Origin of the sequence: Pseudomonas fluorescens (genome assembly GCF_902497775.2) — a bacterium.
GTDB lineage: Bacteria > Pseudomonadota > Gammaproteobacteria > Pseudomonadales > Pseudomonadaceae > Aquipseudomonas > Aquipseudomonas putida_F.
Window position 1 is genome coordinate 945,758 of record NZ_OZ024668.1, and the last position, 23,797, is coordinate 969,554.

Here is a 23,797-nt window from a genome sequence, read left to right on the forward strand (position 1 = left end):
GATCAGATTCCTTGTTCGCTGAGCCACAGGTTCAAGGCGGCCAGTTGCCAGAGCTTGGAGCCGCGCAGCGGCGTCAGCTGGCCATGGGGATCGCTGAGCAGGCGGTCGAGGGCACCAGGGTTGAACAGGCCGCGGTCCTGGCTGGGATCGAGCAGCAGCTCGCGCACCCAGTCCAGGGTCGCGCCCTGCAGGTGCTTGAGGCCCGGCACCGGGAAGTAACCCTTTTTGCGGTCGATGACTTCACTGGGGATGACCTGCCGCGCGGCTTCCTTGAGCACTTGCTTGCCGCCGTCGGGCAGCTTGAAGCGTGCCGGGATGCGTGCCGACAGCTCGACCAGGCGGTAGTCGAGGAACGGTGTGCGCGCTTCCAGGCCCCAGGCCATGGTCATGTTGTCGACCCGTTTGACCGGGTCATCGACCAGCATCACCGTGCTGTCCAGGCGCAGGGCCTTGTCCACCGCATCGCTGGCCCCGGGCTGGGCGAAGTGCTGGCGGACGAAGTCGCCGGCGGCGTCGTGATCGAGCAACCAGGACGGCTGCACGGTGGCGGCATAGTCGTCGTAGCTGCGATCGAAGAAGGCCTGGCGATAGGCAGCGAACGGATCGCGTGCGCCGTCGACCTGCGGGTACCAGTGGTAACCGGCGAACAGTTCGTCGGCGCCCTGGCCGCTTTGCACCACCTTGCAGTGCTTGGCCACTTCCCGCGACAGCAGGTAGAAGGCAATGCAGTCATGGCTGACCATCGGTTCGCTCATGGCGCGGAAGGCTGCGGGCAACTGCTCGATGATCTGCCGCTCGTCGATGCGCAACTGATGGTGGCGGGTGCCGTAGTGGCGGGCGATCAGGTCGGAGTACTGGAACTCGTCGCCGCGCTCGCCGCCAGCATCCTCGAAGCCGATGGAGAAGGTCGACAGGTCGTCGACGCCGACCTCGCGCAGCAGGCCAACCAGCATGCTCGAGTCGACGCCGCCGGACAGCAGCACGCCGACATCCACGGCGGCGCGCTGACGAATCGCCACCGCCTCGCGGGTGCTGTCAAGGACGCGGTCGCGCCAGTCTTCCAGGCTCAGGTCCTGTTCGTCGGTGCGCGGGCCGTAATGCAGCTGCCACCAGACCTGCTGCTCGCAGCGGCCCTGGGCATCGATGCGCATCCAGCTGGCCGGTGGCAGTTTCTCGATATTGGCCAGCAAGGTGCGCGGCGCTGGCACCACGGCGTGGAAGTTCAGGTAATGGTTGAGCGCCACCGGGTCGAGCACCGGGTCGATATCGCCACCTTTGAGCAGCGCCGGCAGGCTTGAAGCAAAACGCAGGCGCTCGCCGCTGCGCGACAGGTACAGGGGTTTGACCCCGAGGCGGTCGCGGGCGAGGAACAGCTGCTGGCTGTCACGTTCCCAGATCGCCAGGGCGAACATGCCGTTCAGGCGCGGCAGCAGGTCGGCGCCCCAGGCGTGATACCCCTTGAGCAGCACTTCGGTATCGCCGCCGGAATAGAAGGCATAGCCGAGGCTTTCCAGCTCGCTGCGCAGCTCGGGGAAGTTGTAGATAGCGCCGTTGAAGGCCAGCGACAGGCCCAGCTGGTTATCGACCATGGGCTGGGCCGAACCGTCGGACAGGTCCATGATTTTCAGCCGGCGATGGCCGAGGGCAATTGGCCCTTGGCTATAGAAGCCCCAGGCGTCGGGGCCCCGAGGTGCCAGGTGATGGGTGATCCGCTCGACTGCGGCGAGGTCCGCCGGGCGTGGTGGGTGGGCAACAGGGGTGAAACGAAACTCTCCAGCTAATCCGCACATAAGTCCTTACCGGTTTTGCCGTTGGGGAAGGTGCCCAAAACGCGGGCACATGGAAACTGACCGGTGCGGATAGCGAGAGTTTTAGATCAATCGGTTATAAGCGGTAGCTGCAAGCGCCAAGCTTCAAGCTGCAAGAGGAAGCCGGGCCAATCAGCTTTTAGCTTGTGGCTTGCCGCTTGACGCTGCTTTTTTACTCCTGATCAGTTCACGCAACATGAAGCGATTCGGGTGGCAGGCTTCGGCCACGGCGCGGGGCACTGGCAGTGGCGCGTTGTCGGCCCAGGCGGCAACCATTTCGCCTGAAAGCGGTGCGCTGATGAGACCGCGCGAGCCATGGCCGCTGTTGATGAACAGGCCTTCGAGCCAGGGGCAGGGGGTGTCGGGGATTTGCCGGGCATCCCGGGCCAGTACCGCATAGTCCTGGTTGAACTGCGCCTGGTCGGCCAGTGGGCCGACAATCGGCAGGTAGTCGGGGCTGGTGCAGCGAAACGCCGCGCGGCCCTGCAGCGTATGCGGGTCGAGGCGGTGGGCGCCGAGGCGCTCGGCCAGGTCGCTGGAGATCTCTTCGAGCAAGCCAAGGTTGCCGACGTGCTCGCCGGTGGTGGGCGTCAGATCGGTGTTGTGGAAGTCGAAACTGGCGCCGAGGGTGTGTTCTGCGTTGCGTGGCGGCGCGACATAGCCGTCGGCGCAAACCACCGTTGCCAGTGCCTGGCTTTGCGCCGTCACCGGCAGGCGGGTGATCTGCCCGCGGATGCGCTTGAGCGCCAGCCCGGCACAAGGCTCGAAGCTGTGGATCTCGGCGGCGGTGGCCAGCACCACCAGCGGCGCGCTGGCCAGCAGTTTGTCGCTCTCCCAGGCCTGCCAGAGGCCGTCGACCTTGCGCAGTTGCAGCACCTGATGATGAGTCAGCAGGGTGATGTTCGGGTGCTGCAGTTGCGCCTGGCACAGTGCTGGCGGATGTACCCAGCCGGCTTCGGGGTAGAACAGCCCGCCACTGCCCAGGGCAACCCCCGCCAGTTGCTCGGCCTGCTCACGATTCAGGCGTTGCAGCAGTTGCGGGTTGAACGCATCGGCCAATTGCTGCTGGCGTTGCTCTTCCTTGGCGTCGAAAGCCAATTGCAGCACCCCGCAGCCATCCCAGTCCTGCCCGCGCTGCAGGCGTTCGAGCAGGCGCCGGGTGTAGCCGAAACCGCTGAGGATCAAGCGCGACAAGGCCGTGCCGTGAGCGGACAACTTCAGGTACAGCACCCCTTGCGGGTTGCCCGAGGCCTCTGCTGCCGGTGTGGCATGGCGCTCCAGCACCTTTACCTGCCAGCCGCGGGCGGCCAGGCTGGCGGCGCTGGCGCAACCGGCCAGGCCGGCGCCGATCACCAGCGCCTGGCGTGGGCCGGGCAGGGCGGGTGGCCGGGCAAACCACGGCGCGCTGGCGGCTGGCAACGGTTGTTCGGCCGGCCAGCCGTTGAAGGTGCCGCGCAGGACTTCCCATTTCTTGCCGATGCCGGGAATGCGCTTCATGGTAAAGCCCACGGCGATCAGGCCACGGCGCACCCAGCCGGTACTGGTGAAGGTGCCGAGGGTGGCGGAGGGCGATGACAGCCGGCCGATTTCGGCGAACAGTTCCGGGGTCCACATTTCCGGGTTCTTGGCCGGGGCAAAGCCGTCAAGGAACCAGGCATCGATCTTCGCATCGAGCTGCGGCAGTTGCTCCAGCACGTCACCGATCATCAGGGTCAAGCGTACCCGGCCCTGTTCGAACTCAAACGGCTGGAAACCTTCGTGCACCGCCACGTATTGGCTCAGCAACTGGCTGCTGAACGGCGCCAGCTGTGGCCACAGGGCCAGGGCGCGACTCAGGTCGGCGCGGGTCAGGGGATATTTTTCGACGCTGATAAAATGCAGCCGCGCATCAGCCGGGGCGCACTCGGCAAACAGCTGCCAGGCGCAGAAGAAGTTCAAGCCGGTGCCGAAGCCGGTTTCGCCGATCACCAGGCACTGGCCCGGCTGCAGCGCGCTGAAACGCTGGCGCAGGTCGTTCTGGTCAATGAACACATGACGGGTTTCCTCCAGGCTCTGCTCCTTGGAGAAATAGATGTCGTCGTATTGGCGCGAGTGCGGTCGGCCCTGGTCATCCCAGTCGATCTGGGCGTATTGGGTTACTTCGGTCATGTTCGGCTCAGCATTGGCAAGAGGGCCATTTTAGCTGATCGGCGCCAGGCTGTTTGACCTGTGGCAGGCTTTGTTTTGTACGGACAAAGGATTCGACAATCCGCTAGTCTTGCTTATCCATGTAGGGAGCCTGGTATGTTCGAATCCGCTGAAATTGGTCACGCCATCGACAAAGACACCTATGAAGCCGAGGTCCCGGCGCTGCGTGAAGCGCTGCTCGAGGCGCAGTTCGAACTCAAGCAACAGGCGCGTTTTCCGGTGATCGTGCTGATCAACGGTATCGAAGGTGCCGGCAAGGGCGAGACGGTCAAGCTGCTCAACGAATGGATGGATCCGCGCCTGATCGAGGTGCGCACCTTCGACCAGCAGACCGACGAAGAGCTCGCCCGGCCACCTGCCTGGCGCTACTGGCGGGCGCTGCCGGCCAAGGGGCGGATGGGCGTGTTTTTCGGCAACTGGTACAGCCAGATGCTCCAGGGCCGTGTGCATGGCCAGTTCAAGGATGCCGTGCTCGACCAGGCCATTCGCGGTGCCGAGCGCCTCGAAGAGATGCTCTGCGATGAAGGCGCGCTGATCTTCAAGTTCTGGTTCCACCTGTCCAAGAAGCAGATGAAAGCCCGGCTCAAGGCGCTCAAGGACGACCCGCTGCACAGCTGGCGGATCAGCCCGCTGGACTGGCAGCAGTCCGAGACCTACGACCGCTTCGTACGCTTTGGTGAGCGGGTACTGCGCCAGACCAGCCGCGACTATGCGCCCTGGCATGTGATCGAAGGCGTCGATCCGCATTACCGCAGCCTGGCCGTGGGCAAGATTCTGCTCGAGGGGCTGCAGGCCGCGCTCAAGGCCAATCATGCGCCGATCCACCAGGCCAATATCGCCCCGCTGAGCGAAAGCATCGACCAGCGCAGTTTGCTTGGCAGCCTCGACCTGAGCCTGCGCCTGGACAAGGACGACTATCAGGAACAGCTGATTACCGAACAGGCGCGCCTGGCCGGCTTGCTGCGTGACAAGCGCATGCGCCGGCATGCCTTGATCGCCGTGTTCGAGGGCAATGACGCGGCGGGCAAGGGCGGCGCCATTCGCCGGGTGGCGGCGGCGCTCGACCCGCGCCAGTACCGCATCGTGCCGATTGCCGCGCCCACTGAAGAAGAGCGTGCGCAGCCGTACCTGTGGCGCTTCTGGCGGCACATTCCGGCGCGTGGCAAGTTCACCGTGTTCGACCGTTCCTGGTATGGCCGGGTGCTGGTCGAGCGGGTCGAAGGTTTTTGCAGCCAGGCCGACTGGATGCGCGCCTATGGCGAGATCAACGACTTTGAAGAGCAGTTGAGCAATGCCGGGGTCGTGCTGGTGAAGTTCTGGTTGTCGATCGACGAACAGACCCAGCTCGAACGCTTCCAGGAGCGCGAGCAGATCCCGTTCAAGCGGTTCAAGATCACCGAGGAAGACTGGCGCAACCGGGAAAAATGGGGGCAGTACGCCGAGGCGGTGGGCGACATGGTCGACCGTACCAGCAGCGAGATCGCACCCTGGACCCTGGTCGAAGCCAATGACAAGCGCTGGGCGCGGGTCAAGGTCTTGCGCACGATCAACGAGGCGCTGGAGGCGGCGTTCAAGAAGCACAAGAAGTAGCCAATGGCGGGGCAAGTCGGGACGCCGCACCGCCGCTCTCACAGAAATTGTACAAACCTGACCTTGTGGGAGCAGGCCTTGCCGGCGATGGGGCGCGTAGCGGCCCCAGCAGGAACTCAGGGAATGAAGTACTGAATTCTTTTCCGCAAACTTGCCTGTCTCCCCACCAGCCCACCCCGTAGAATCCAGTTTCCCCCCACCATAGGGCTATCGAGGCTGGTTATGCATATTTCTTCCGGACGCTGGGTTTACGGTCTGTCCTTGTCGCTGCTGACCGCCTTGCTCTGGGGCATCCTGCCGATCAAACTCAAACAAGTGCTGCAGGTGATGGACCCGATCACCGTCACCTGGTTTCGCCTGCTGGTTTCCGGCGGCTTGCTGCTGGCCTGGCTGGCGGCAAGCAAGCGTCTGCCCTCGTTCAACACCCTCGGGCGCAAGGGCTGGGGCCTGGTGCTGCTGGCCACCTGCGGCCTGGTGGGCAACTACGTCCTCTACCTGATCGGGCTCAAGCTGCTCAGCCCCGGCACCGCGCAACTGGTGGTGCAGATGGGCCCGGTGCTGTTGCTGGTGGCCAGCGTGTTCCTGTTCAAGGAGCGCTTCAGCCTGGGTCAGGGCATGGGCCTGGTGATCCTGCTGGTGGGCTTTGGCCTGTTCTTCAATCAGCGCCTGGATGAGTTGCTCACCTCCCTGAGCGTCTACACCACCGGTGTACTGACCATTCTGCTGGCGACCTCGATCTGGGTGTTCTACGCCCTGAGCCAGAAGCAACTGCTGACCGTATGGAATTCGATGCAGGTGATGATGGTGATCTACCTGTTTTGCGCGGCGCTGCTGACGCCCTGGGTGCATCCGCTCGAAGCCCTGCAGCTGAGCCCCTTGCAAGGCTGGCTGCTGCTCGCCTGCTGCCTGAACACCCTGGTGGCCTACGGCGCCTTTGCCGAAGCCCTGGCGCACTGGGAGGCCTCCAAGGTCAGTGCGACCCTGGCGGTTACGCCGTTGATTACCTTTGTGGCGGTGGCTCTGGCGGCCTGGTTCTGGCCCGACTTCGTCCATGCCGAGCAGATCAATACCCTGGGCTATATAGGCGCACTGGTGGTGGTGCTGGGTTCGGCGCTGACCGCCCTGGGCCCGTCGATCATGGCCGGCTGGCGGGCCAGGCGCGTACGCCTGGCCCAGTGACTCAGCCCTTGCCGCCCGGTTCGAGCATTTTTTCCGGGCGCACCCACTGATCGAACTGCTCGTTGGTCAGGTAACCCAGGCTCAGCGCCGCCTCGCGCAGGGTGGTGCCTTCGCTGTAGGCCTTCTTGGCGATTTCCGCCGCCTTGTCGTAGCCGATATGCGGGTTGAGCGCGGTCACCAGCATCAGCCCGCGCTCCAGGTGCGCGGCCATCTGCTCGGGATCCGGTTCGATGCCGGCAATGCAGTGCTGCTGGAAGTTGCTGCAACCGTCCGCCAGCAGTTCGATGGACTGCAGCAGGTTATGGATGATCACCGGCTTGAACACGTTCAGTTGCAAGTGCCCCTGGCTTGCGGCAAAGCCGATCGCGGTGTCGTTGCCCAGCACCTGGCAGGCCAGCATCGACAGGGCCTCGCACTGGGTCGGGTTGACCTTGCCAGGCATGATCGAGCTGCCCGGCTCGTTGGCCGGCAGGCGTACTTCGGCAATCCCGCCGCGCGGCCCGGAGCCGAGCAGACGCAGGTCGTTGGCCAGCTTCATCAGGGCTACGGCCAGGGTTTTCAGGCCACCGGCGAGGGTCGTCAGCGGTTCATGCCCGGCCAGGGCGGCGAACTTGTTCGGCGCGGTGACAAATGGCAGGCCGGAGAGGGCTGCAAGCTCGGCGGCAATGGCTTCGGCAAAACCGTGCGGGGCGTTCAGCCCCGTGCCCACGGCGGTGCCCCCCTGGGCCAGTTCGCACACCGCCGGTAAGGCCGAGCGAATTGCGCGCTGGGCGTAGTCGAGTTGGGCGACATAGGCCGAGAGCTCCTGGCCGAAGGTGATCGGCGTGGCATCCATCATGTGGGTACGGCCGGTTTTCACCAGGTGCTGATGGCGTACCGCAAGCTCCGCCAGCCCCGACGACAGTTCGGCGATCGCCGGCAGCAACTTGTGCTGCACCGCCTGGGCGGCGGCAATGTGCATGGCGGTGGGGAAGCAGTCGTTGGAGCTCTGCGAGCGGTTGACGTGATCGTTGGGGTGGACTGGGGATTTGCCACCACGGCCGTTGCCAGCCAGTTCGTTGGCGCGCCCGGCGATCACTTCGTTGACGTTCATGTTGCTTTGGGTGCCACTGCCGGTCTGCCAGACGACGAGTGGAAACTGGTCATCCAGTTGCCCCTCGAGCACTTCGTCGGCGGCCTGTTCGATCAGCCGGGCGATGTCCGCCGGAAGGTCTCCGTTGCGGTTGTTGACCCGTGCTGCGGCTTTCTTGATCAGTGCCAGGGCATGCAAAACCGCCAGCGGCATGCGCTCCTTGCCGATGGCAAAGTTGATCAGCGAGCGTTGCGTCTGGGCACCCCAGTAGGCCAGGTCAGGAACTTCGACCTGCCCCAGGCTGTCAGTTTCGATACGGCTCATGCTGCGCTCACTCCCTTGTGGTCTGAATTCGCAGTTTAGGTCCTTATTTGGCGTAGCGGTTCCATCGCGCGTCGACCCACTTGAGCACTGTGCCACTGTCGGCGCAGAATGCTCTACTCTGGGGTACTACCTCCTCTGTCTATTGAAGGAATTCCGATGACCCGTCTTCGCGCCCTCTGCACCGCTGTAGCGCTGGTCTGCGCCAGCGGCCAGGTGCTTGCAGATACCGCCAGCCACAACGCCAGTGCTGAAAAATTCCTGATGATGGCGCATGCCGACAAGCTCGGTACTCCGGTCTACATGCAGGTGCAACAGATGTTTGCCCAGCGTTTCGAACAGACCAAGGCCCCAGCCTCGAAGAAATCCGTGCTCGACAGCTACCAGGCCAAGGCCAACGCCGCCCTGGACCAGGCCATCGGCTGGAACAAGCTCAAGCCGGACATGGTCAAGCTCTACACCAGCACCTTCACTGAAAGCGAACTCAAGGACCTGGTAGCCTTCTACCAGTCGCCACTGGGCAAGAAAGTCCTGGAAAAGATGCCGCAAGTGACCCAGCAATCGGCCCAGCTGACCCAGCAGAAACTGGAAAGCGCGGTCCCTGTGGTCAACAAGCTGCTGGCTGACATGACCAAAGAACTCGACCCGAACGCCGGCAAGGCCGCACCAGCCAAGAAGTAACCAGCGGAGCCTGACATGACCATGCAGCAAAAGATCGAGCAGAGCCTGCAAACGCTCGAACCTGCGCACCTGCAGGTGCTCGATGAAAGCCACATGCACAGCCGTGGGCAGCAGACCCACTACAAGGCGGTGCTGGTGAGCGAGCAGTTCGAAGGGCTGAACAGCGTCAAGCGCCACCAGAAGGTCTACGCCACCCTGGGTGACCTGATGAGCGAGTTTCATGCCCTGGCGCTGCACACCTACACGCCGCAGGAATGGCAGAAAATCGGGGTCGCCCCGGCGTCGCCGACCTGTGCCGGTGGCAGCAAGCACTGATTTCCTCGTCAGGTTTTTGCTAGAATGATCAACGCGCCGCTCGTCGGCGCGTTTTTATTTGGCATCCGGTCCGCCCTTTGCGAGGGTGACCACCTGGAGAAGTTACTGCATGTCCCAAGCTATCGTCGTCGCGGCGCTGTACAAATTCGTCACCCTGAAAGATTACCTCGAGCTGCGCGAGCCGCTGCTCGAAAGCATGATGGCCAACGGCGTCAAGGGCACCTTGTTGCTGGCCGAGGAAGGTATCAACGGCACCGTCTCCGGTACCCGTGAAGGCATCGACGGCCTGCTGGCCTGGTTGCGCAGCGATGCGCGCCTGGTGGATATCGACCACAAGGAATCCTACTGCGACGAACAGCCGTTCTACCGCACCAAGGTCAAGCTCAAGAAAGAGATCGTCACCCTCGGCGTGCCGGGCGTGGACCCGAACTACAAGGTCGGCACCTACGTCGAGCCCCAGGACTGGAACGCGCTGATCAGCGACCCTGAAGTGCTGCTGATCGACACCCGCAACGACTACGAAGTGGCGATCGGTACCTTCGAAGGCGCGATCGATCCCAAGACCACCACCTTCCGCGAGTTCCCCGAGTACATCAAGGCCAACTTCGATCCGGCCAAGCACAAGAAAGTGGCGATGTTCTGCACCGGTGGCATTCGCTGCGAGAAAGCCTCCAGCTATATGCTCGGCGAGGGGTTCGAAGAGGTCTATCATCTTAAGGGCGGGATCCTCAAATACCTCGAAGAGGTGCCACAGGATGAAAGCCGCTGGCAGGGCGACTGCTTCGTGTTCGACAACCGGGTCACCGTGCGTCACGACCTGACCGAAGGCGATTACGACCAGTGCCATGCCTGCCGCACCCCGATCAGCGTGGAAGAGCGTGCGTCCGAGCACTATTCGCCAGGCATCAGCTGCCCGCATTGCTGGGACAGCCTGAGCGAAAAGACCCGACGCAGTGCCATTGATCGGCAGAAGCAGATCGAGCTGGCCAAGGCGCGCAATCAGCCTCACCCGATCGGTCACAACTACCGCAAAGCTGCCGAGGCCTGATTGATGTCCGCACGCCTGCTTTATGTGATGGACCCGATGTGCTCCTGGTGCTGGGGCTTTGCTCCTGTCGCCGAGGCCCTGATCGCCCAGGCACAGGCGGCGGGCGTGCCGACCCAGGTGGTGCTTGGCGGCCTGCGTTCGGGCAGCCGGGCACTGGATGCCTCGACCCGCGGCTACATCCTCGATCACTGGCAGGCGGTGCACGACGCCACCGGCCAGGATTTTCAGTTCGAAGGCGCGCTGCCTGACGGTTTTGTCTACGACACCGAGCCTGCCTGCCGGGCCCTGGTCACCGCGCGCAGCCTCGACCCGCAATACGTCGGCACTATGCTCAAGCTGATCCAGCAAGCCTTCTACCAGCGTGGCGAAGACGTCACTCGCGCGCCGCTGCTAGTGGAGCTGGCCGAGCAGGCCGGTTATGACCGCGGCGCCTTTGCCGACGCCTTCACCAGCGCCGAACAACGCGCGGCCACGGCGGCGGACTTCACCTGGGTCCAGGACCTGGGCATCGCCGGCTTCCCGACCCTGCTGGCCGAGCGCAATGGCCAGCTGGCCTTGCTGACCAACGGCTACCAGGCTCTGGAGTCCCTCGAACCATTGCTCGGCCGCTGGCTGAAGCAGGCCGCCTGTGCTTGACCTGCCGGGTTCACCCGACCCGGTACCAGGGCCAGGCCCTGTGCATGCTGATCGCTTGAGCTGGGCAGAAATCCGCCGCCTGGCCCTGCGCCATAAAAAAGCCCTGTGGATCGCCAATGGCGTGGCCGTGCTGGCGGCGCTATGCAGTGTGCCGATCCCCTTGCTGCTGCCGTTGCTGGTCGATGAAGTACTGCTCGGCCATGGCGATGCCGCGCTCAAATGGATGAACCAGTTCCTGCCCGGCAACTGGCAGGTTGCTGCTGGCTATATCGGCCTGATGCTGCTGCTTACCCTGACCCTGCGCTGCGCCGCCCTGGCCTTCAACGTGGTGCAGGCCAAACTGTTCGCCGGGCTGGCCAAGGACATTGTCTATCGCTTGCGCATTCGCCTGATCGAGCGCCTCAAGCGCATCTCCCTCAGCGAATACGAAAGTCTCGGCAGCGGTACCGTGACCACTCACCTGGTCACCGACCTGGACACCCTCGACAAGTTTGTCGGCGAAACCCTCAGCCGCTTTCTGGTGGCCATGCTGACCCTGACCGGCACCGCCGCCATCCTCATGTGGATGCATTGGAAGCTGGCGCTGCTGATTTTGCTGTTCAACCCCCTGGTGATCTTCGCCACGGTGCAGTTGGGCAAGCGGGTCAAGCACCTGAAGAAACTGGAGAACGACAGTACTTCGCGCTTTACCCAGGCGCTGACCGAAACCCTTGATGCGATCCAGGAAATCCGCGCCAGCAACCGCCAGGGCTATTTCCTCGGCCGTCTGGGCCTGCGCGCCCAGGAAGTCCGTAACTACGCTGTCGCCTCGCAATGGAAAAGCGATGCCAGCGGGCGTGCCAGCGGTTTGTTGTTCCAGTTCGGCATCGATATTTTCCGTGCCGCGGCGATGCTCACCGTGCTGTTTTCTGATCTTTCGATCGGGCAGATGCTGGCGGTGTTCAGCTACCTGTGGTTCATGATCGGCCCGGTCGAGCAACTGCTCAACCTGCAATACGCCTACTACGCCGCCGGCGGCGCCCTGAGCCGCCTCAACGAGCTGTTGGCGCGTGCCGACGAGCCGCAGTATGCCGGTGGCATCGACCCGTTCAAGGGCCGCGAAACCGTCGGTATCGAAGTGCAGGGTTTGCGCTTTGCCTACAACGACGAGCCGGTGCTCGATCAGCTCAACCTGTCGATCGCCCCGGGCGAGAAGGTCGCCATTGTCGGCGCCAGCGGCGGCGGCAAGAGCACCCTGGTGCAACTGCTGCTGGGCCTGTACAGCGCCCAGGCCGGGACCATCCGCTTTGGTGGCTCGACCCTGCAGGAAATCGGCCTGGAAACCCTGCGCGAGCATGTCGCGGTCGTGCTGCAGCACCCGTCGCTGTTCAACGACACGGTACGCGCCAACCTGACCATGGGCCGCGACTGTAGCGATGACGCTTGTTGGCAGGCGCTGAACATCGCCCAGCTCGACGCCACCATCGCCGCTTTGCCGCAAGGTCTGGACAGCGTGGTGGGCCGTTCCGGGGTGCGTTTGTCCGGAGGTCAGCGCCAGCGTCTGGCGATTGCCCGGATGGTGCTGGCCGAACCCAAGGTGGTAATCCTCGACGAGGCGACTTCGGCGCTGGATGCGGCCACCGAATACAACCTGCACCAGGCCCTGACCCGTTTTCTAAGCGCCCGCACCACCCTGATCATTGCCCACCGCCTGTCGGCGGTGAAGCAGGCCGACCGCGTGCTGGTGTTCGACGGCGGCCATGTCGCCGAGGACGGCGATCACCAGCAACTGATCGCCGAAGGTGGCTTGTACGCCAAGCTGTACGGCCATTTGCAACAGAGTTAGGGCAAATTAGTTAGCAAGTGAGAAAAGCTCTCCAGTATTAATGGCAAATAGCCTAGGCTGTGCTTTGGTAGGTGGGATTCATCCGGCTCTGTTGCAAGGGACCTCATGAAGCGAAAACGGACTCTCGAAGCGCCAAAGTTGTTGGGCATTATCTGGCCATTTGTTGCTGTGGTGCTGTTTCAAGCCTTGCTCGGGAGCATCAGCCTGTATGCGCTGTCGGCAGTGCGTGGTTATGTGGCAGGGGAAAGCCTGTGGTCCAAGGGCCAGAAAGACGCCATCTATTACCTCAATCAGTACGCTGACAGCCGCGACGAGGCGGTCTTTCAGAAGTATCGCAAAGCCATTGCCGTGCCCCAGGGCGGCCATGACCTGCGCGTCGCCCTCGACTTGCCGACCCCGGACATCGACGCCGCACGTCGTGGCATCCTTCAGGGCGGCAACCATCCCGACGACGTTGCCAGTGTGATCTGGCTGTACCTGAACTTTCATCAGGTCAGCTACATGCAAAAAGCCATCGAGCTGTGGGCGGTCGGTGACGGATTCCTGCGCCAGCTCGATGAAGTGGCCGAGCAGATGCACAGTGGCTTTCGTGCAGGCCAGGCCGACGCCCGCAGCGTCGCGGGCTGGAAGGCGCAGATCGCTGCGATCAACGATGCCGTGACCCCGGCCGCACGGGCATTCAGCGACGCCCTGGGCGAAGGCTCACGGATGTTGTTGCGGGTATTGCTGGTCACTAACCTGGCTACCGCGCTGTTCCTGATTGCCCTGGCCTGGATGCGCTCGAGCAAGTTGCTGGCCCAGCGCCAGGCCTTTGCCAATGCCCTTGAGGTAGAGAAGGAGCGGGCGCAGATCACCCTCGAATCGATTGGCGACGGCGTCATTACCACTGACGTTGAAGGCTGCATCGCCTACATGAACCCGGCTGCCGAACAGTTGACCCACTGGCATGCCGCCCAGGCCCAGGGCCTGCCCCTGGCGGCACTGTTCAGCCTGCTCGACGAGAATGCCGAAAAAGACAGCCTGACCCTGGTCGAGCGTGTGCTTGAGGGCGGCCTCAAGGGTGGCAGCGAACACACCAAGCTGATCCAGCGCCTGGACGGCAGCACCGTATCGGTCACTCTGGTGGGTGCGCCGATCATGGCGGAAGGCAAGGTCAGTGGCATCGTCCTGGTGCTGCACGACATGACCCAGGAGCGCCAGTACATCGCCAACCTGTCCTGGCAGGCGACCCACGACGCCCTGACCGGGCTGGCCAACCGCCGCGAGTTCGAATACCGTCTGGAGCTGGCGCTCAACGCTATGGCGCGCAAGCCGGCGCGCCATTCCTTGATGTTCCTTGACCTGGACCAGTTCAAGCTGGTCAACGATACCTGCGGCCATGCCGCCGGCGATGAACTGCTGCGCCATATCTGTGCGGTCCTCCAGGCCGGCCTGCGCGAAGGTGACACTCTGGCGCGGCTGGGCGGTGACGAGTTCGGCATCCTCCTGGAGAACTGCCCCCAGGAGCAGGCCGAACGCATTGCCGAAAGCCTGCGCCAGGCCGTGCAGAGCCTGCACTTTGTGTGGAAGGGGCGGCCGTTCATGACCACCGTGAGCCTGGGCCTGGTGCATATCGCCCAGGGTCCGACCACCCTGGAAGCCTCGCTGCGGGCCGCCGACATGGCTTGCTACATGGCCAAGGAGAAGGGCCGCAATCGCGTGCAGGTGTATCACGCCGATGACAGCGAGCTGTCCATGCGTTTTGGCGAGATGGCCTGGATCCAGCGCCTGCACGTAGCCCTGGAAGAAAACCGCTTCTGCCTCTATGCCCAGGAAATTGCGCCCCTTGGCCTCCATGAGGGCGCCGGGCATATCGAAATCCTCCTGCGCCTGCACGACGAGAGCGGCCGCATCATCCTCCCTGACAGCTTCATCCCCGCGGCCGAGCGCTATGGTCTGATGACGGCGCTGGACCGCTGGGTGGTGCGCAGTGTGTTCAAGGTTATCCGCCAGTGCCTGGACGAGCAGCGCGAAGGCCCGCTGGCCATGTGCGCGATCAACCTGTCGGGCAGCAGCATCGGTGACGACAAGTTCCTTGAGTACCTGCAGCGGCTGTTCAGCGAGTTCGCCATCCCGCCGCACATGATTTGTTTCGAAATCACCGAAACCAGTGCGATCGCCAACCTCGGCAGCGCCATCCGCTTTATCAATGAGCTCAAGGCTCTAGGTTGCCGGTTCTCGCTGGATGACTTCTGCGCCGGTATGTCGTCGTTCGCTTATTTGAAGCATTTGCCTGTAGACTTCCTGAAAATCGACGGAAGTTTCGTCAAGGACATGCTTGATGACCCGATCAACCGGGCCATGGTCGAGGTGATCAATCACATCGGTCACGTGATGGGCAAGCGCACCATTGCCGAGTTTGTCGAAACCCCGTTGATCGAGCAGGCCCTGCAGGAAATTGGCGTCGACTACGCCCAGGGATACCTGATCGAGCGGCCACAGGTGTTCACCTGTGACAGCTTGCAGCGCAAACGGATTGCTGCAAGGCCCCTGTTGTTCAAGGCGCCGGGGACCTTTCGCTGAGATCCACCGATAATCACAAGGAACAAGGAGCTGACAGTGATTGACGCGTTTATACGTACTGGTCCATTGATGGACGCCAGCAGTTACCCGCTATGGGCCCAGCAGTTGATCAAGGACTGCAGCGAGAGCAAGCGGCGGGTGGTGGAGCACGAGCTTTATCAGCGCATGCGCGATGGCCGCCTCAGTGGCCGGACCATGCGCCAGTACCTGATTGGTGGCTGGCCGGTGGTCGAGCAGTTCTCCCTGTACATGGCCAAGAACCTCACCAAGACCCAATACGCCCGTCACCCCGGCGAAGACATGGCGCGGCGCTGGCTGATGCGCAACATCCGCGTCGAACTCAACCATGCCGATTACTGGCTGTTCTGGGCCCAGGCCCATGGCGTCAGCCTCGAAGACTTGCAGGCGCAGGAAGTCCCTACTGAACTCAATGCCCTCAGCGACTGGTGCTGGCATACCTGTGCGACCGATTCGCTGGTGGTTGCCATTGCCGCCACCAACTACGCCATCGAAGGCGCAACCGGTGAGTGGTCGGCGGTGGTTTGCTCTACCGGCGTCTACGCCCAGGGCTTCCCGGAAGAAGGCCGCAAGCGCGCCATGAAGTGGCTGAAGATGCACGCTCAGTACGACGACGCACACCCTTGGGAGGCTCTGGAGATCGTCTGCACCCTGGCCGGCAACAACCCGTCGGTGGCGCTGCAAACCGAACTGCGCCGGGCCGTCTGCAAGAGCTACGACTATATGTTCCTGTTCCTTGAACGCTGCATGCAGCAAGAGCCGGAACCGCGCCAGCAGCCCGCCCGGGCCCGGGCGGAGCTGGCCGAGGGCTGAGCTTACTGAGCGTTGAACGCCTGGCCGTTGATGCCGGTGCTGTCTGGACCCATCAGGTACAGGTAGACCGGCATGATCTGCTCTGGCAACGGATTGTTTTCCGGAGTTTCCGCAGGGTAGGCCTGGGCACGCATGCTGGTACGGGTAGCGCCCGGGTTGACACTGTTGGCACGCACCGGCGCCACACCTTCAAGCTCGTCGGCGAGGGTCTGCATCAGGCCTTCGGTGGCGAACTTCGACACCCCATAGGCACCCCAGTAGGCCCGGCCTTTGCGCCCGACGCTGCTGGAGGTGAAGATCACCGAACCATCGGCCGACAGCTTGAGTAGCGGCAGCAGGGTGCTGGTGAGCATGAACATGGCATTGACGTTGACCTGCATCACGCGCATGAAGTTGTCGCCCGAGAGCTGCTCCAGCGGCGTGCGCGGGCCGATGATCGAGGCGTTGTGCAGCAGGCCGTCGATATGCCCGAACTCGGCTTCGATCATTGCCGCCAGCTCGTCGTACTGGTGCGGCAGGGCGGTTTCCAGGTTGAACGGAATGACCGCAGGTTTCGGCTGGCCGGCCGCTTCGATCTCGTCGTAGACCTGGCTCAGGTTGGCTTCGGTCTTGCCCAGCAGCAAGACGGTGGCGCCATGGGCGGCATAGCTCTTGGCCGCGGCCGCACCGATACCGCGACCGGCGCCGGTGACCAGGATGGTCCGGCCTTTGAGCAGGTCGGGGCGGGCAGAGTAATCGAACATGGGGTTACCTCCTGGAAATGGGTGTGACTTCATCGCGGGGCTGTGGGAGCGGGCTTGCCCCGCGATGCTTGTCTGAAATCAGCAGCCGCAAAGCGCGTTATCGAGCACCTTGCGCAGCTCCAGCGGATGATCGACCACCACATCCGCGCCCCAGTTGTTGGGGTTGTCATCTGGATGAATATAGCCGTAGCGCACCGCCGCAGTGCGGGTGCCGGCATCGCGGCCTGACTCGATGTCGCGCAGGTCGTCGCCGACGAACAGCACGCTGGACGGGTCGAGGTTGAGGGTCTTGCAGGCGAGAATCAGCGGCTCGGGGTCTGGCTTGCTGTTTTTCACGTGGTCCGGGCAGATCAACAGCGCCGAACGTTCGCTCAAGCCCAGTTGCTGCATGATCGGCTCGGCGAAGCGCACCGGCTTGTTGGTGACCACGCCCCAGATCAGGTTGCCTTTCTCGATGTCGGCCAGCAGTTCGGCCATGCCGTCGTAGAGCTTGCTGTGCACCGCGCAACCTACCTGGTAGCGCTCGAGGAATTCCAGGCGCAGGGCCTCGAAGCCTTCGGCTTCAGGGTCGAGGTTGAAGGTCACCGAGACCATGGCCTTGGCACCGCCAGAGACCACGTCGCGGATTTTATGCTCCTCGATCGCGGGCAGGCCGCGCTCGGCGAGCATCGCCTGGCAGATGGCGATGAAGTCCGGCGCCGTGTCGAGCAGGGTGCCGTCCATGTCGAAAAGTACCGCTCGCAAACGCATGCTTATTCCTCGCGCAGGGTCTGGATCATGTAGTTGACGTCAACGTCGTTGGCCAGCTTGTAGTGCTTGGTCAGCGGGTTGTAGGTCAGGCCGATGATGTCCTTGACGGTCAGGCCGGCATCGCGGCTCCAGGCGCCAAGCTCGGACGGGCGGATGAATTTCTTGAAGTCGTGGGTGCCGCGCGGCAGCAGCTTCATGATGTATTCGGCGCCGATGATGGCGAACAGGTAGGCCTTGGGGTTGCGGTTGATGGTCGAGAAGAACACCTGGCCGCCGGGCTTGACCATTCGGAAGCAGGCGCGAATGACCGAAGATGGGTCTGGCACGTGCTCGAGCATCTCAAGGCAGGTGACTACGTCGAACTGCTCAGGCATCTCTTCGGCCAGGGCCTCGGCGGTGATCTGCCGGTATTCGACGTTGACCCCGGATTCGAGCTGGTGCAACTGGGCCACGGCCAGCGGCGCTTCGCCCATGTCGATACCGGTCACGGTGGCACCGCGCAGGGCCATGGCTTCACTGAGGATGCCGCCGCCGCAGCCGACGTCGAGGACCTTCTTGCCGGCCAGCTTGACCCGCTCATCGATCCAGTTGACCCGCAGCGGGTTGATGTCGTGCAGCGGCTTGAACTCGCTCTCGCGGTCCCACCAGCGGTGAGCCAGGGCTTCGAACTTGGCGATTTCGGCGTGGTCGACGTTGCTCATGGAACAGTCCTCTGAATCTTGGATAATTTGCTCTTGCCCGCCAGCACTGGCTGCCGGGCGCTTATTCGTTGCGCTCGCCGATCCGCTGGCCCCAGGCGCAGGCGGTGGCGTGCAGGGCCTGTTCGTCCAGGCGGGTCAGGCGCCGGTCGTCAAGCAGTGGCTTGCCGGCAACCCAGACGTGCTTCACGCAGTCCCGGCCGCTGGCATAGATCAGTTGCGAAACCGGGTCATACACCGGCTGCTGGGCCAACCCCGAAAGGTCGAAAGCGACCAGGTCGGCGGCCTTGCCCAGCTCCAGCGAGCCGGTAATCGCCTCCAGGCCCAGGGCGCGGGCGCCGTTGAGGGTCGCCATACGCAGTGCCCGATGGGCATCCAGGGCGCTGGCCAAGCCGGCCACGGCCTTGGCCAGCAGGGCCGCGGTACGGGTTTCGCCGAGCAGGTCGAGGTCATTGTTGCTGGCCGCACCGTCGGTACCGACGGCAACGTTGACGCCGGCCTGCCACAAACGCTCGACCGGGCAGAAGCCACTGGCCAGCTTGAGGTTGGACTCCGGGCAGTGCACCACACTGGTGTTGCTTTCTACCAGCAGGGCCAGATCCTCGTCGCTGACCTGGGTCATGTGAACCGCCTGCAGGCGCGGGCCGAGCAGGCCGAGGCGGGCTAGCCGGGCCAGGGGGCGCTCGCCGCGGGTCTGCAGCGATTGCTCGACCTCGAAGGCGGTTTCATGGATGTGCATGTGGATCGGCGCGTCCAGCTCTTCGGCGATGACGCGGATCTTTTCCAGGTTGTCGTCGCTCACCGTGTACGGCGCATGCGGGCCCAGGGCGACGGTGATGCGCGGGTGGTGGCGCAGGTCGCCGAACAGTTCGATGCCCAGCTGCAGGGCTTCTTCGGTGCTGCGCGCGCCGGGAATCGGGAAATCCAGCAGTGGCACGGCGATCTGTGCACGGATGCCGCTGTGGTGCACGCGCTCGCTGGCGACCTTGGGGTAGAAGTACATATCGCTGAAGCAGGTGATGCCGCCCTTGATCTGCTCGGCAATGGCCAGGTCGGTGCCGTCACGGACGAAGTCTTCATCGACCCAGCGCCCTTCGGCCGGCCAGATGTGCTCTTCGAGCCAGGTCATCAGCGGCAGGTCGTCCGCCAGGCCGCGGAACAGGGTCATCGCCGCATGGCCGTGGGCGTTGATCAGCCCCGGGCTGAGCAGGCAGCCCGGCAGTTCGCGGGTTTCAGCGGCGATAAACGCCTGGGCCTGGCTGCGCGGGCCGATGAACACGATCTGCCCGTCACGGATGCCCAGGCCATGATCCTTCAAAACCACTCCGGCAGGTTCGACCGGCACCAGCCAGGTAGGCAGGAGCAGCAGGTCGAGCGGCGTAGCGGGTTTGGGCATGACAGGTTTCCCTGGGCGACTGAAGGTGAGGGCGAAGTATACCCGAGCGTCCGCGCCTGGGGCTCGCTATAATCGTCCGCTTTTGATGTCCGAATGATGGGGTGAGGCATGCGCGATCGACTAATGGCTGCAGAGAAGGTGAAAGCCATCGATTGGCGGGATGGCACCCTTTATCTGCTCGATCAGCGCGCGCTGCCGTCGGCGCAGGTCTGGCTGGCCTGCAGCGATGCCGTCGCAGTGGCCGAGGCCATTCGCACGATGGCGGTGCGCGGTGCCCCGGCCATTGGCATCAGCGCCGCCTATGGCCTGGCCATGGCTGTTGCTCAGCGCCTGGTCGCCGGCGGTGACTGGGAAATGGCCCTGGAAGAGGACTTCGAGCTGCTGGTGCATGCCCGGCCGACCGCCGCCAACCTGTTCTGGGCCCTGAACCGCATGCGCGAGCGCTTGCTGCGGCTCAAGGAAGGCGATGACGTGCAGGCCATCATGGAGGCCGAGGCCGTAGCCATCCATGAGAGCGACCGCGAAGCCAACCTGACCATGGCGCAACTGGGCGTCGAGCTGATCCGCAAGCACCAGGGCAACGAGCAGGCCGTTCTGACCCACGGCAACACCGGCGCCCTGGCCACCGGCGGCTTCGGTACCGCTCTGGGGGTGGTGCGCGCCGCTTACCTGGAGGGCATGATCGAACGCGTCTATGTCGATGAAACCCGCCCGTGGCTGCAGGGCTCGCGGCTGAGCGCCTGGGAGCTGGCCGGCGAGGGCATCCCGGCAACCATCACGGCCGATTCGGCGGCCGCCCATCTGATGAAAACCAAGGGCATCACCTGGGTGATCGTCGGCGCCGACCGCATTACCGCCAATGGCGATGTGGCGAGCAAGATCGGCACCTACCAGCTGGCGGTCAACGCCATGCACCATGGCGTGCGTTTCATGGTCGTGGCGCCGAGTTCGAGCATTGACATGAATCTTGAAAGCGGCGACGACATCCTTCTTGAAGAGCGCAGTGCCAGCGAGTTGCTGGAGCTCGGCGGTGAATCGCTGGGCGCCGATTTCGAGGCGTTCAACCCGGTGTTCGACGTGACCCCGGCCGACCTGATCGACGTGATCATCACCGAGAAAGGCATCGTCGAGCGCCCGGACACAGTGAAGATGGCGCAACTGATGTGTCGCAAGCGTTTGCATTGAGTCTTTGCCCTCGTCTGCGGCCTGCTGTAGCGGCTAACGGGCGTTATCGACGAGCAGTAGGGTAGTAGTGCCGCAGGCTACTCCCACCCTCTGGGCGATTGTGGTAACATCCGACGGTTTCCAAGGCCGCCCCACGGGGCTGCCTTTACTGCGCAGATCCATGGCATAACTCGTTGATTTGTCGTAAGTCGTTGCAAGGAGTCACTTTGCAGCGGCGAGCTTCGTTCGTCCCATATGGATGTGACGAGGTTTCACCAGAAAAAGGAATCAGGCTTCTCATGGGCGAACTGGCCAAAGAAATCCTCCCGGTCAATATCGAAGACGAGCTGAGACAGTCCTACCTCGACTACGCGATGAGCGTCATTGTCGGGCGTGCACTGCCCGATGCGCGTGATGGCTTGAAGCCCGTGCATCGCCGCGTTCTGTATGCGATGAGCGAACTGGGTAACGACTGGAACAAACCGTACAAGAAATCCGCCCGTGTGGTCGGTGACGTGATCGGTAAGTACCACCCGCATGGTGATACCGCCGTTTACGACACCATCGTACGTATGGCTCAGCCGTTCTCGCTGCGTTACCTGCTGGTCGACGGCCAGGGTAACTTCGGTTCGGTCGACGGCGACAACGCCGCTGCCATGCGATACACCGAAGTGCGCATGACCAAGCTGGCCCACGAGCTGCTGGCCGACCTGCACAAAGAGACGGTCGACTGGGTACCCAACTACGACGGTACCGAGCAGATCCCGGCGGTCATGCCGACCAAGATCCCCAACCTGCTGGTCAACGGTTCCAGCGGTATCGCCGTGGGAATGGCGACCAACATTCCGCCGCACAACCTCGGTGAAGTCATCGACGGTTGCCTGGCGCTGATCGACAACGCCGACATCACCATCGATGAACTGATGCAGTTCATCCCCGGCCCCGACTTCCCGACTGCGGCGATCATCAATGGCCGCCAGGGCATCATCGAGGCCTACCGCACCGGCCGTGGCCGTATCTACATGCGCGCCCGCTCGATGGTCGAAGACATCGACAAGGTCGGTGGCCGCCAGCAGATCGTCGTTACCGAGCTGCCGTACCAGCTGAACAAGGCGCGTCTGATCGAGAAGATCGCCGAGCTGGTCAAGGAGAAGAAGCTCGAAGGTATTACCGAGCTGCGCGACGAGTCCGACAAGGACGGTATGCGTATCGTCATCGAGCTGCGTCGTGGCGAAGTGCCTGAGGTGATCCTCAATAACCTCTACGCCCAGACCCAGCTGCAGAGTGTCTTCGGTATCAACGTGGTCGCGCTGATCGACGGCCGTCCACGGGTGCTGAACCTCAAGGAGCTGCTCGAGGCCTTCGTTCGCCACCGCCGCGAAGTGGTCACCCGTCGTACCGTGTTCGAACTGCGCAAGGCGCGTGAGCGCGGGCACATCCTTGAGGGCCAGGCGGTTGCCCTGTCCAACATCGATCCGGTCATTGCCCTGATCAAGGCTTCGCCGACGCCGTCCGAGGCCAAGGAAGCGCTGATCAGCACCCCGTGGGAGTCCAGTGCCGTGCAGGTGATGGTCGAGCGCGCTGGCGCCGACTCCTGCCGTCCGGAAAACCTCGATCCGCAGTTCGGTCTGCGCGATGGCAAGTACTTCCTGTCGCCGGAACAGGCCCAGGCCATTCTGGACCTGCGTCTGCACCGCCTGACCGGCCTTGAGCACGAGAAGCTGCTGGCCGAGTACCAGGAGATCCTCAACCAGATCGGCGAGCTGATCCGCATCCTCAACAGCGCCGAGCGCCTGATGGAAGTGATCCGCGAAGAGCTGGAGCTGATCCGCGCCGAATACGGTGATGTACGCCGCACCGAAATCCTCGATGCGCGTCTGGACCTGACCCTGGGCGACATGATCCCGGAAGAAGAGCGGGTCGTGACCATCTCCCATGGCGGCTACGCCAAGACCCAGCCGCTGGCCGCCTACCAGGCCCAGCGCCGCGGTGGTAAGGGCAAGTCGGCTACCGGCGTCAAGGACGAGGACTACATCTCGCACCTGCTGGTCGCCAACAGCCACACCACCCTGCTGCTGTTCTCCAGCAAGGGCAAGGTGTACTGGCTCAAGACCTATGAAATCCCCGAAGCCTCCCGTGCCGCGCGTGGTCGACCATTGGTCAACCTGTTGCCGCTGGACGAGGGCGAGTACATTTCGACCATGTTGCCGGTCGAGGAATACACCGAAGGTCACTTCATCTTCATGGCGACCGCCAACGGCACCGTGAAGAAGACCCCGCTGGAGTCCTTCAGCCGCCAGCGCAGTGTCGGCCTGATCGCCCTGGAGCTGGACGAAGGCGACGTGCTGATTTCTGCAGCCATCACCGATGGCGAACGTGAGGTCATGCTGTTCTCCGACGCCGGCAAGGTGACCCGCTTCAAGGAATCCGACGTTCGTGCCATGGGCCGTACTGCCCGCGGTGTACGCGGCATGCGCCTGGCCGAAGGGCAGAAGCTGATCTCCATGATCATCCCGGAAGAGGGCAGCCAGATCCTCACCGCTTCCGAACGTGGCTATGGCAAGCGTACCGAAATCGGCGAATTCCCCGAGTACAAGCGTGGCGGTCAGGGCGTTATCGCCATGGTCAGCAACGAGCGTAACGGTCGCCTGGTCGGGGCGGTGCAGGTGCAGGACGGTGAGGAAATCATGCTGATTTCCGACCAAGGCACCCTGGTCCGTACCCGTGTCGGCGAAGTCTCCAGCCTGGGCCGTAACACCCAGGGTGTGACCCTCATCAAGCTGGCCAGCGACGAGACCCTGGTGGGTCTGGAGCGGGTCCAGGAGCCGTCCGAAGAGGAAGGTGACGAGGACTTCGACGCCGACGTGGATGGCGCCGAGGTGGATGCCGATGCGGCGCCACAGGCCGACGCCGCTGCCGACGAAGAGGCACAGCCGGAATAATCTATTAGTAGCGCAATCCTGGTGGGGGAGGTCGCGGCAGTCGGGCACG

The 23,797-nt window shown here is 63.3% G+C and carries 18 protein-coding genes; 11 read left to right on the top strand and 7 right to left on the bottom strand.

Annotation, left to right across the window (positions count from 1 at the left end):
* Positions 1 to 2: 2 nt before the first annotated feature.
* Together F8N82_RS04505 and mnmC are read right to left on the bottom strand one after the other, a co-directional pair.
* Positions 3 to 1,790, bottom strand: coding sequence for an N-acetylglutaminylglutamine amidotransferase (locus F8N82_RS04505; protein WP_038994018.1), 1,788 nt, complete (start codon positions 1,788 to 1,790; stop codon positions 3 to 5).
* Between the two features lie 150 nt (positions 1,791 to 1,940).
* Entirely contained in the window at positions 1,941 to 3,956 is a 2,016-nt protein-coding gene (gene mnmC, locus F8N82_RS04510) for a bifunctional tRNA (5-methylaminomethyl-2-thiouridine)(34)-methyltransferase MnmD/FAD-dependent 5-carboxymethylaminomethyl-2-thiouridine(34) oxidoreductase MnmC (protein ID WP_038994019.1), read from the bottom strand.
* Positions 3,957 to 4,091: 135 nt separating this feature from the next.
* On the opposite strand from mnmC, the gene pap reads away from it, so the two are divergent.
* Entirely contained in the window at positions 4,092 to 5,585 is a 1,494-nt protein-coding gene (gene pap, locus F8N82_RS04515) for a polyphosphate:AMP phosphotransferase (RefSeq protein WP_038994020.1), read from the top strand.
* Between the two features lie 222 nt (positions 5,586 to 5,807).
* Entirely contained in the window at positions 5,808 to 6,764 is a 957-nt protein-coding gene (locus F8N82_RS04520) for a DMT family transporter (RefSeq protein WP_038994021.1), read from the top strand.
* 1 nt (position 6,765) lies between these two features.
* Here the strand turns inward: F8N82_RS04520 and F8N82_RS04525 are convergent, their stop codons facing one another.
* Positions 6,766 to 8,160 carry a class II fumarate hydratase gene (locus tag F8N82_RS04525; RefSeq protein ID WP_038994022.1) on the bottom strand — a complete coding sequence of 465 codons (1,395 nt, stop codon included), beginning with the start codon at positions 8,158 to 8,160 and terminating at the stop codon, positions 6,766 to 6,768.
* 156 nt (positions 8,161 to 8,316) lie between these two features.
* Here F8N82_RS04525 and F8N82_RS04530 point away from each other — a divergent pair, with 156 nt between their 5' ends.
* From F8N82_RS04530 to F8N82_RS04560, 7 genes are all read left to right on the top strand, one after another.
* Positions 8,317 to 8,838 (top strand): DUF2059 domain-containing protein, encoded by a 522-nt coding sequence (locus F8N82_RS04530; RefSeq protein WP_038994023.1) that lies wholly within the window; start codon positions 8,317 to 8,319, stop codon positions 8,836 to 8,838.
* A 15-nt stretch (positions 8,839 to 8,853) separates the two neighbouring features.
* Positions 8,854 to 9,153 carry a BolA family protein gene (locus F8N82_RS04535; protein ID WP_038994024.1) on the top strand — a complete coding sequence of 100 codons (300 nt, stop codon included), beginning with the start codon at positions 8,854 to 8,856 and terminating at the stop codon, positions 9,151 to 9,153.
* Positions 9,154 to 9,262: 109 nt separating this feature from the next.
* Positions 9,263 to 10,201 (top strand): rhodanese-related sulfurtransferase, encoded by a 939-nt coding sequence (locus F8N82_RS04540; protein ID WP_038994025.1) that lies wholly within the window; start codon positions 9,263 to 9,265, stop codon positions 10,199 to 10,201.
* 3 nt (positions 10,202 to 10,204) lie between these two features.
* Entirely contained in the window at positions 10,205 to 10,837 is a 633-nt protein-coding gene (locus F8N82_RS04545) for a DsbA family protein (RefSeq protein ID WP_038994026.1), read from the top strand.
* Complete coding sequence (locus F8N82_RS04550) at positions 10,830 to 12,662, top strand: ABC transporter ATP-binding protein (RefSeq protein WP_038994027.1); 1,833 nt, start codon at positions 10,830 to 10,832, stop codon at positions 12,660 to 12,662. The genes F8N82_RS04545 and F8N82_RS04550 overlap by 8 nt, the downstream gene beginning before the upstream one ends.
* Positions 12,663 to 12,767: 105 nt before the next feature.
* Positions 12,768 to 15,224, top strand: a complete 2,457-nt coding sequence (locus F8N82_RS04555) for an EAL domain-containing protein (protein WP_038994028.1) — start codon at positions 12,768 to 12,770, stop codon at positions 15,222 to 15,224.
* 69 nt (positions 15,225 to 15,293) lie between these two features.
* On the top strand, positions 15,294 to 16,055 hold the full coding sequence (locus tag F8N82_RS04560; RefSeq protein ID WP_371857230.1) for a TenA family transcriptional regulator: 762 nt from the start codon (positions 15,294 to 15,296) through the stop codon (positions 16,053 to 16,055).
* A 2-nt stretch (positions 16,056 to 16,057) separates the two neighbouring features.
* Here F8N82_RS04560 and F8N82_RS04565 read toward each other — a convergent pair whose 3' ends face one another.
* The 4 genes from F8N82_RS04565 to F8N82_RS04580 all read right to left on the bottom strand — a co-directional run bounded on the left by F8N82_RS04565 (position 16,058) and on the right by F8N82_RS04580 (position 19,642).
* Positions 16,058 to 16,798, bottom strand: coding sequence for a YciK family oxidoreductase (locus tag F8N82_RS04565; protein ID WP_038994031.1), 741 nt, complete (start codon positions 16,796 to 16,798; stop codon positions 16,058 to 16,060).
* A 78-nt stretch (positions 16,799 to 16,876) separates the two neighbouring features.
* A complete protein-coding gene (gene mupP / locus F8N82_RS04570; protein ID WP_038994032.1) occupies positions 16,877 to 17,548 on the bottom strand; it encodes an N-acetylmuramic acid 6-phosphate phosphatase MupP in 672 nt (223 codons plus the stop codon).
* Between the two features lie 2 nt (positions 17,549 to 17,550).
* Complete coding sequence (ubiG, locus tag F8N82_RS04575; RefSeq protein WP_036996554.1) at positions 17,551 to 18,249, bottom strand: bifunctional 2-polyprenyl-6-hydroxyphenol methylase/3-demethylubiquinol 3-O-methyltransferase UbiG; 699 nt, start codon at positions 18,247 to 18,249, stop codon at positions 17,551 to 17,553.
* A gap of 61 nt (positions 18,250 to 18,310) precedes the next feature.
* Positions 18,311 to 19,642: a TRZ/ATZ family hydrolase gene (locus F8N82_RS04580; protein WP_038994033.1), complete on the bottom strand. Its 1,332-nt coding sequence runs from the start codon at positions 19,640 to 19,642 to the stop codon at positions 18,311 to 18,313.
* A 108-nt stretch (positions 19,643 to 19,750) separates the two neighbouring features.
* Here F8N82_RS04580 and mtnA point away from each other — a divergent pair, with 108 nt between their 5' ends.
* Together mtnA and gyrA are read left to right on the top strand one after the other, a co-directional pair.
* Positions 19,751 to 20,827, top strand: a complete 1,077-nt coding sequence (gene mtnA / locus F8N82_RS04585) for an S-methyl-5-thioribose-1-phosphate isomerase (protein ID WP_038994035.1) — start codon at positions 19,751 to 19,753, stop codon at positions 20,825 to 20,827.
* Between the two features lie 278 nt (positions 20,828 to 21,105).
* On the top strand, positions 21,106 to 23,748 hold the full coding sequence (gyrA, locus tag F8N82_RS04590; protein WP_038994036.1) for a DNA gyrase subunit A: 2,643 nt from the start codon (positions 21,106 to 21,108) through the stop codon (positions 23,746 to 23,748).
* The last annotated feature ends 49 nt before the right edge of the window (positions 23,749 to 23,797 follow it).